This is a genomic window from Anaerococcus sp. HMSC068A02 (genome assembly GCF_001811125.1).
GTDB lineage: Bacteria > Bacillota > Clostridia > Tissierellales > Peptoniphilaceae > Anaerococcus > Anaerococcus vaginalis_C.
Map to the genome: position 1 here is coordinate 1 of NZ_KV803738.1, position 6682 is coordinate 6682.

Here is a 6682-nt window from a genome sequence, read left to right on the forward strand (position 1 = left end):
TTTTCTCCTCTCTTGATTGCCTTGTCAATTTCTATGGATAGGTCAATACCATATTCTTTATTCACTACTTCTACTGCATATTTAATATGATTTATTTCCTTGTACCTTTCCCTTATCTTTTCTGACTCTGTATTTAATTTGCTGATTTCATCTTCTAAGCTTTTAATTTCTCCTAACCATTCTTTTTCTCTTAAATTTTTCTTTCCACTAATTTTTTCAATTAAGTTTCTTGCCCTTATATGTTGGTCTATTTCCTTTTGATTATTCTTGTAGAAGCTTTCTTTGAATATTTTCTTGCTTTCATATTCTTGGTAGGTTGCTTTTGTTTTTCTTACAGTCTTTGCATAGGCTAAACACTTATTAAGGTCTTCTATCTTTTGACTGTTTTCTTTTATGGTCTTATATATTTCAGAGTTTTTACTTCTTAGGGTATTTATATGTCCTTGTAGGTCTGATATGGTTTTTATTTTGTTTTCTCTTAGATAATTTATTCCACTTGCATATCTTTTTAGATCATAGATTGCTTTGTTTCTTTTCCCATAAAATGATAATTCTGCTCTATTATTTTCTTGCATTTCTTGATAGAAGCTTAAATATTCATAGAGGTTAAAGAGTCCTGATTCATTTTCGATTTGCTTTTTACTTTGGTCTTTATATTCCCTATATGATTCTTTTAGCCTATCTTTAAAGCCTGCTAACCATGATGTTATTTTCTTTATTTCATTGCCTATGTTTTTTAATAGTTCATTCTGTTTTTTTATTTCACGATTTATATCTCCTTTTTCCGTTCTTATTCCTTTTCTTTCCATTGCACTAGCACTTGCTCCTAGATGTATTGTTGGTATTTGTTTTATGCCTTGTCTTTTAAAACTCCTATGGTCTACTCTTTTTTCTATATTATTTTTTGCTAGATATTCATTACAAAGGTCTGAAAAATTTTCTCTCCATTTTTCTACATTGCCTTTATCATTCCAGCTTGTTAGTTCTACTTTTCTTGTCTTAGGTTTTCCATTTTTGTTTAAAATCTTTTCCCCTTTTTCATCTAGGATATATTCTTTTTTACTTTTTTGCCCCCATGTTCCATCTTTATTTATTGGTCTTACTATGGTCATTATATGAGCATGGATATTTTGATTTCCCTCTCTACTTTCATCATGAATTGCTAGGTCTACTATCATTCCCTCTTTTACAAAGTTGGTTTGAACATATTCTTCTATCATCTTTTTATTTTCTTCTATGCTTAACTCTTTTGGTAAAGATATGATAAAGTTTCTTGCAAGTTGGGCATTAGAGTTTTTCTCAAAAAGTTCTACCGAGTTCCACAAGGTTTTTCGGTCTTTATATTCTTCTGGTGCGTGATCTGGTAAATATATTTCTTTGCTAATTACTCCTTGTTTTTTAGTGTAGTCATGGGTTACTCCGTCCCATTCATTTTTTATTTTTTCTCCACTTATATATGCTGCACTTGCTACTGCACTTTTTCCTTTTCCTCTTGATATTATGTTTACTGAAAAATGAAAACTGTCTGCCATTTTTATCACTTCCTTTCTTTTTTTGTTGTTTTAGGTGGAGGCTTAGAAGATTTTTTATATCCACTTTGTGAATGAGCGTTTTGAAATGATAGAATTAAAAAAGCCGACTACTGAATTAATTTTTGTTGTTTCAGTATGTCGGCTTAATTGTTACTTTCATTTCAAATTTTAAAAGTCAAGGGTGAGCGTTAGCGAGTTTATTTACCCTTGAGTTTTAAAAAGCGAATGGTTGTTGCTCCCTGCAAGGGTTTGGCTCCGCAGGACGCAAGCACCCTTTAGGGTGTATAATTGCGCCCTTAGAAAATCTAAGGGAGATTTGGATATTTTATTTTTCTTAATTTTCTCTCATTATTTTTAGTGTTTCTTTAAATTCTTTTGTCTTTGTTGCTTCTTCTAGTAGGATTTTTATTTCTTCATCTGTTAGTTCTTCTGCATTTTCTATAAGGCTTTCTAAGATTGCTCCTCTTGTTATTAGCCTATGTGTTCTTTCTTTTCTTCTTTTCACTATGTCTTGTTTTAATATCTTATTTTCTTGATTTTTTAGTTGCCTTAATCTTTCCTCTGTATCATCAATTTTATCTTTTATTTCTTTTGACTCTTGTCTTATTTGTTCTAATTTTTTCATACTTATATCCTTTCTTGTAATAAAAAAACGACTAGATTTTTATTTCTAATCGTTTTCGTTTTAAATATTATAATTTGCTATATTCCATTTTAATTTTATGTTTTCTATATTTCTTTCCATGTAATCCCAATCTGAAGTACCTCTACTGTCTATTGGCAATTTAATTTTTATATCTGTCAATACTGTGCTAGATATTTGATCTTTATATTCAGTATTTTTTAAAGCTTGCCTAATAATTGAAGTTAAATAGAATGCTACTTCTCTATTCAATTCTTTATTTTTTAATTTTAAACAATGAATTTTCATATCTAGGCTTGCTTCATATTTATGATAAAAGACTGATCCTAAAATGAAACAGATATAAAATTTTCAAAAACTCTATAATTTTTATCATCTTTATACCCCTACTAAAATAATTAGCTTATATTTCTTAAATAAAATTCTTCCAATGTTTCTTCTTTTCTAAAAATTTCATAGACTTTTATGCCATTATTAACTAATAGACTAACAACCTCTGAACTGTCTTCTATATTTTCTTTAACTCGAATCCTGCCATTTTGAATATCAATTTTGGAGATTTCTTGTTCCTTTAATATCTCTACAGTTCTATTAATATCTGAAGTGTAGATTTCTATATAATTAAAATCTCTGCTATGCAAATCATCCAAACCTAATTTATCTATCACTTGACCGTCATTAATAATCGCTATTTTATTTACCAAATTTTCCAACTCTGGAAGTACATGACTAGAAATAATAATAGTCACTCCATTTTCTTCATTTAGTCTTTTCAATAAGCTTCTTATTTCTACTATCCCTGTAGGATCTATTCCATTAATAGGTTCATCTAAAATTAGAAGTTCTGGTTTTCCCAAAAGACATACAGACAAAGCTAATCTCTGCTTCATACCTACTGAATAGTTTTTAACTACCTTACCATCATCGTAGTTTAATCCAACTAATTCTAAAGATTTCTTTATAGTATTCTCATTAGTAATGCCTTTTTGAATAGCAAAATATCTCAAATTATCTCTAGCTGTCAAATTACCAAACAAAGTTGGATTTTCCAAAATTGCTCCAATTTTCTTTCTTCCTTCTGAAAGATTCTTTCCTCCAAACAATTCATAATCACCCTGAGTTTTCTCAGTAATTCCACAGAGAATTTTCATCAGCGTTGATTTTCCAGCGCCATTTTTACCAATTATACCATAGATATCTCCTCTATTCACTGTTAGCGAACAGTTATTTAAAGCGTATTTGTCATTATATTTTTTTGAAAGATTATCTGTTTTTACTATAGCATCCATAATCCACCTCAATTGATTTCTTTTCTACTAAATCTTACATATCCACTCATTAGATAAATTACAAAGACAAAAACAAAACTAATACCAGCTGTCTTCATAAAGTTATTTCCAATTTGCTCTGTAGCCAATCCTAAATCTAATAGCTTGAATGGTTGTATAAGAAGAAGGTTATTAAATACATCGTAGATTTTTCCTTCAGTCATATACATTCCTATTTGAAAAACTGATGGAATTATAACAAAGGAACTTGCAATGCCTAGAGCCACATTGTTCAATAAATAAGTTAATCCCATGACACCATTGTTTACATTTATCATCAATATTATCATTCTAATCAAGAAAAAGACAAATCCGATATATGATCCTCCAGTGTAATCAGATCCCACTAGATTTTTTAATAAACTGAATAATAAAATCAATCCTCCCATTATTACTATAGAAAAAAGAGTAAAAATTTGTAAAGTAATAAGGTCGCATACAAATACGTGCTTTCTACTAAGCCCCATTGATAGTAGCTCTACTTTTATATCTTTTTTCTTAAAAATAGTCACGCTGAAAAAAATTGAAATTATAATACTAACAATCTTTAAAAATGTTTCCATAGATTCGAAATATTCTTCCGAATTAGAGTCTATGGATGAATAAATCATACTTCCTAGTAATATCAATGTAATAGCAAAGATAAATTTAAGATAATTTCTTGTATGAAAAATTCTAAAAATCTCAGCTTTAATATATTTCATGATCTTTTCACCTCTCATTGATAAATTCAAATCTATTTAGTTTACCTTCTAATTTTATTTTATTGGGCGTATTTTGATTAAATATCTCATCATAATTTTTTAAACCAAGTTCGCCTTCAACAATAGAGAAATTCAATATATTATCTCCTTTAAACTCATTTTTTTCTCCAAATATTCGAGATTTATTTAAATTTAGTTTACTATCACTAATATTTGTGGAGCTCATACTTAAATCTGATAATTCTAAATCAAGATTTAATTTGTTAATCGTTGAATCAGTAAGATCAATATCGATTGCATTACCCTTAATGCCTACATTCTTAAGCGTTGCATTCTTAATACTTATTGAACCAACTCTATCATTTATAGAAATCTTATCTATGTTTTCGATAAGTCCTTCAATTACCAATTTCAATTTAGATGATTCTTCGTCTAGTATTCCTATTGGTTTTTGTTTTAATAGCTTGTTAGAGATACTAATTACGCCATTTTTTTCTTCGACCTCTATAGGACTTACATAGTCTGATTTTAAATTTTCAATCTCTACATTGTAATTTTCACTTGTATTGGATATTAACTCTATATTTGTAATATTTGTATCAATTTGTAATTCTTCGATTTTTTCAAATGTTTCTGTTCCTGTATAACTAGATGCCACTACAGGATCTAACCCATTTTTGTCAATATAATATTCATCTTCAGATAATTTTAGGTTCAGCTTTCCTCCCATATTGCATCCGACAAGAGTTAAAACCATACCTAATGCCAAGGTAATCCATAATTTCTTTTTCATATTAAAACCCCTTTCTAACTATTGATATTTCTTTCCTTGATTCTTTTTATTATTAATTTCCCAATTAGGTTAATTATTTCAATCAATATCCCTGTTGCTGAAATAACTAAAAGTATTACTCCCAGTAGCAAACATAAACTTGCTATCGAAAATCCACCTAAAAAGAAATTTTTTACTGTTCCAATAACAAATAAGATTACCGTGAAATAAGTAGCAGCTATTAAAAAAATAGCTGTAAACAATAAAGCCAAGAATACTATTAATCCTACCAAAATTGTTGGTAGTGATAAAATACTTAAGGTAATTATTGGTATCCCTTTAAAAATTTTCTTAATCGAACTATTTTCATCTTCCCAGTTATCTATTTTCATAGATAAATTTAAATCCTTGGCAATTTTATTTACATCATATTGATTTGGTATTTGATCTTCATCCGCTAAATTCATTTCATCAAATAACTCTGAGTAAAATAGAATCGCCTCTTCTCTTTCTCTGTTATCAAATTTCTTTAATTTTTTATCCAAAGTTTGTAAAAAAGATTTCCTAATCATCTCTACCCTCCTTACTTTTCATAATAAAATCATCTACTGTATTTTTATACTTTGACCAGCTTTCTAATTGCTTCTCCAATTCTTTTTTTCCATCATCCGTTAAAGTGTAATATCGCCTATTTCTTCCATTTATGGATTTATTATATGTTGCAAGATAATTGGATTTTTGCAACCTTCTTAATACTGGATAAACGGTAGATTCTGAAATATTAAATTCATCTGATAACTCTTGGGTCAACTTGTACCCATAGGTATCTTCTTTATCGATTGCTATTAAAACACATAGCTCTAAAACTCGAGTATCTATTTCAAACAATCCCAATCACCTCACTTTTAAACTTATTATGCTATATGTCATATAGTATCCTTGTCTATATTATATGTCGTATAGTATTAGGCGTCAATAGCTTAATTGTATTTTTCTAAGTATTCTTATTTTGACTATTGATGCCTCTATATAATCATCTACTTATGACATTATATGTTATATAACATCAAGATTTCTTGATTTAAATATATCCAGATATCCTAATCATGAACTAACAAAATAATATCTTCAACATTTTCCTAAGTCGACTTATGACGTCATTATACAATCTGTTTAAATATAGCAAAAAAAATAAAGGCAGTCCGAATACTGCCAATATTTACCTCTCTGCACCTTTGCTATGATCTTTCTTAGTTGACTTAGTTTTGTCATCTGTCTTAAAGCTTTTTATTTGACCAGTCCCTTGATCAATGTTGTCTTCAGCTTCATCAAAGCCTAATACCAATTTCGGATAATCCCTAGCTTGATCTTCTATCCTTAAAGTCATTTACTATTCCTCTTCACTAAAATTGTCTTCAAAACTAATAATATCATTAGGGGTGCAAGATAGAGCCTTACATATTCTTTCTAAATTTTTAAATGTAATTGGTTTATCCTTGCCCATTTGTGCCATAACATTTGTTGTTAGTCCTGCCATAGCTATTACATCTGTTTTCTTTAATCCTTTTTTTGCTAACTGTATCCATAATGGTTTATAGTTAAGTGCCATAATATCCTCTTTTTTCTATATCCATTAATTTCTTCTCCTTAATCTAAAAATTTCAATTAAAAAAGCGACTGAACTTATATTTCAATCGCTAAAT

General features: G+C 28.7%; 10 protein-coding genes. All 10 read right to left on the reverse strand.

From position 1 onward, the window contains the following. Positions 1-1532 (reverse strand): MobQ family relaxase (gene mobQ, locus HMPREF2782_RS03175; RefSeq protein ID WP_070640804.1); only part of this gene is annotated, 1532 nt, incomplete at its 3' end. A 334-nt stretch (positions 1533-1866) separates the two neighbouring features. Then, entirely contained in the window at positions 1867-2157 is a 291-nt protein-coding gene (locus HMPREF2782_RS03180; protein WP_070640806.1) for a DUF3847 domain-containing protein, read from the reverse strand. 60 nt (positions 2158-2217) lie between these two features. Next, entirely contained in the window at positions 2218-2517 is a 300-nt protein-coding gene (locus tag HMPREF2782_RS03185) for a restriction endonuclease subunit S (protein ID WP_315940666.1), read from the reverse strand. Positions 2518-2573: 56 nt separating this feature from the next. After that, on the reverse strand, positions 2574-3464 hold the full coding sequence (locus tag HMPREF2782_RS03190; RefSeq protein ID WP_070640811.1) for an ABC transporter ATP-binding protein: 891 nt from the start codon (positions 3462-3464) through the stop codon (positions 2574-2576). An 8-nt stretch (positions 3465-3472) separates the two neighbouring features. After that, complete coding sequence (locus HMPREF2782_RS03195) at positions 3473-4207, reverse strand: hypothetical protein (RefSeq protein ID WP_070640812.1); 735 nt, start codon at positions 4205-4207, stop codon at positions 3473-3475. Between the two features lie 7 nt (positions 4208-4214). Further along, positions 4215-5000 (reverse strand): DUF4097 family beta strand repeat-containing protein, encoded by a 786-nt coding sequence (locus HMPREF2782_RS03200; RefSeq protein ID WP_070640814.1) that lies wholly within the window; start codon positions 4998-5000, stop codon positions 4215-4217. Between the two features lie 14 nt (positions 5001-5014). After that, on the reverse strand, positions 5015-5551 hold the full coding sequence (locus tag HMPREF2782_RS03205) for a DUF1700 domain-containing protein (protein ID WP_070640816.1): 537 nt from the start codon (positions 5549-5551) through the stop codon (positions 5015-5017). After that, positions 5544-5867, reverse strand: a complete 324-nt coding sequence (locus HMPREF2782_RS03210; RefSeq protein WP_002838469.1) for a PadR family transcriptional regulator — start codon at positions 5865-5867, stop codon at positions 5544-5546. The genes HMPREF2782_RS03205 and HMPREF2782_RS03210 overlap by 8 nt, the downstream gene beginning before the upstream one ends. A gap of 331 nt (positions 5868-6198) precedes the next feature. Continuing rightward, positions 6199-6366 carry a hypothetical protein gene (locus HMPREF2782_RS09740; RefSeq protein WP_186821648.1) on the reverse strand — a complete coding sequence of 56 codons (168 nt, stop codon included), beginning with the start codon at positions 6364-6366 and terminating at the stop codon, positions 6199-6201. Positions 6367-6369: 3 nt separating this feature from the next. Next, on the reverse strand, positions 6370-6588 hold the full coding sequence (locus HMPREF2782_RS03215; RefSeq protein WP_004829719.1) for a helix-turn-helix domain-containing protein: 219 nt from the start codon (positions 6586-6588) through the stop codon (positions 6370-6372). Positions 6589-6682 lie beyond the last annotated feature (94 nt).